The following is a 2,329-nucleotide window of genomic DNA, read 5'->3' on the forward strand; positions in this document are numbered from 1 at the left end:
GTATCGGGAGACGTTCGCCGCACAAGTGATCCCGCCCGTGCCTGCCAGCCTGAGCGCCCATCTCGATGCATTGCTGCGCGCGCATGCGCAGCGGCAGACGCCGCAAGACGGTGCCGATGCCATGAAGCCGTTGAGCTCGGCGTCGCCCGTCGCGTCCGTATCCGTCAATGCATCCCTTGGTCCGCCCGCGGCGAACGATGCGCCCGCCGCACGCCGCGTGCGCGCGGGGTGGCTGCTCGCCGCATTTGCCGCTGGCGTAGCCGTCACCGCCATCACCTTGCCCTGGTTGCCGGGTGCGCTGAACCGCCTGGGCGCGGGGCACGGAGGACTCATGACGGCCTCGGTAACGGCGCCGCCGAAGTCGCCGCAAGGCACGACGTGGGTGCGCGCGGCCGCCGAATACCAGCAGCTCTATGTGCGCGACACGATCGCGTCCGTACGGGTGGACGATGGCGACATTGCGCGCACCGTCAGCGATATTCGGCACGACGACAATCTCGATATCAGCGTTCCCGACCTGCGCGCACAGGGGCTGACGTTCAAGGGCGTGCAACGCCTGCGCTGGCAGGATCGAACGCTGGTGCAGATGGTGTACCTGCCGGAGACGGGCGACCCCGTCGCCCTGTGCGTGGTGCGCGACCCGCGTCCGGATCAGGACGTGGCGGAGCAGAAGATCGACCGGATGGGCGTGGTGACGTGGCGCAAGGGACAGATCGGCTACGCGCTGATCGGTGCGCCGGGTTCGATCAATCTGAAGGCGGTGGCGAAGGGGCTGGCGCAGGGACAGGTCACGCGACTGTATGGTCTGGTGACGCCGCCGGCGCTTGCGCGAGGGGATGTGGCGTCGTAGCCGCGACCGCTGCCCTGTATCCAAGACAAAACACCCTCGGATCGAAATCCGAGGGTGTTTGTCGTTGCGGCAATGTCGTTCGCTACGCGTTGAGCCTGCGTGTCATGCCTGCGACATCTCACCGTCGCGAAGTCGCCACAGGCCGAGCGGATTGGCTTCCTGCAGGGCTTCGGGCAACAGCGTGTCGGGCAGATCCTGATAGCAGACCGGACGCAGGAACCGATCGATGGCCGTGGCGCCCACCGACGTGAACATGGCGTTCGACGTCGCCGGGAACGGACCGCCGTGGACCATCGCATGACACACCTCGACGCCGGTCGGGAAGCCGTTGGCGAGAATGCGTCCGGCGCGACGCTCCAGACTCGGCAGCAAGCGGCGCGCCGCCTCGGTATCGCCGGCGTCGAGTTGCAGCGTCGCCGTGAGCTGTCCTTCCAGACGCTCGGTGATCGCGATCATCTCTTCGACGGTATCGCAGGCAATCACGACCGATGCCGGGCCGAAGACTTCCTCATGCAGTGCCGGCGTAGAGAGGAATTCGGCGGCGCTCGTGCGGAAGAGAGCCGCTTGGCCCTGGCATGCCCCCCCCGCCTGACCGCGCGCGAGCAGCGTCACGTTCGGTTCGTCGACCAGTCGCGTCACACCCTTGTCGTACGCCTGATGAATGCCCTGCGTCAGCATCGTGCCGGCGGCTTTCGCACCGAGCGCTTCAGTAGCCGTGCGGCAGAAGCGCTCGAGCGCGTCGCCCGCGATGCCCAGCACCATCCCCGGGTTGGTGCAGAACTGACCGACGCCCATCGTGAGCGAGTCGACGAACCCCTTGGCGATCGCTTCGCCGCGCGCGTTCAGCGCCTCAGGCAGCAAATACACCGGATTGATACTGCTCATTTCGGCATAGACCGGAATCGGTACGGCACGCGACTGCGCAATGCGCTGGAGCGCGAGGCCGCCGGTGCGCGAACCGGTAAAGCCCACGGCGGCAATCGCCGGATGCGCAACGAGCGCCTCGCCCACGGCGCGTTCGCCCACGAGCAGCGAGAACACCCCTTCCGGCAGGCCAAGTGCCTGCACCGCTGAGCGGATGGCACGGGCCACGAGTTCCGACGTTCCCAGGTGCGCCGAATGTGCCTTGACGATCACCGGGCAACCCGCGGCAAACGCCGATGCCGTGTCGCCGCCCGCCACCGAAAACGCCAGCGGGAAGTTGCTCGCGCCGAACACGGCCACGGGACCGAGACCGATCTTGGCCAGACGCAAGTCGCTGCGCGGCAGCGGCTCGCGCGCCGGCTGCGCCGGGTCGACGGTGGCGTCGAGGAAGTGGCCGTCACGCACCACGCGGGCGAACATGCGCAGTTGGCCAACGGTGCGCCCACGCTCGCCTTGCAGGCGGGCGGCAGGCAATCCGGTCTCCGCATGCGCACGCTCGATGAGCGCGTCGCCCAGATCGAGAATGGCCTGGGCGACGGCCTCCAGGAACTCGGC

2 protein-coding genes are annotated in these 2,329 nt (G+C 68.0%); one reads left to right on the plus strand and one right to left on the minus strand.

Going from position 1 to position 2,329, the window contains the following annotated elements:
* A partial coding sequence (locus tag A985_RS24455; protein ID WP_198288663.1) for an anti-sigma factor occupies nucleotides 1–850 on the plus strand: 850 nt, incomplete at its 5' end.
* Nucleotides 851–952: 102 nt separating this feature from the next.
* On the opposite strand, the gene A985_RS0106265 is transcribed toward A985_RS24455, so the two are convergent.
* Nucleotides 953–2,329: aldehyde dehydrogenase (NADP(+)) (locus A985_RS0106265; protein ID WP_017232544.1), on the minus strand; the 1,377-nt coding region annotated here is incomplete at its 5' end.

Origin of the sequence: Pandoraea sp. B-6, assembly GCF_000282835.1 — a bacterium.
GTDB classification, from domain to species: domain Bacteria; phylum Pseudomonadota; class Gammaproteobacteria; order Burkholderiales; family Burkholderiaceae; genus Pandoraea; species Pandoraea cepalis.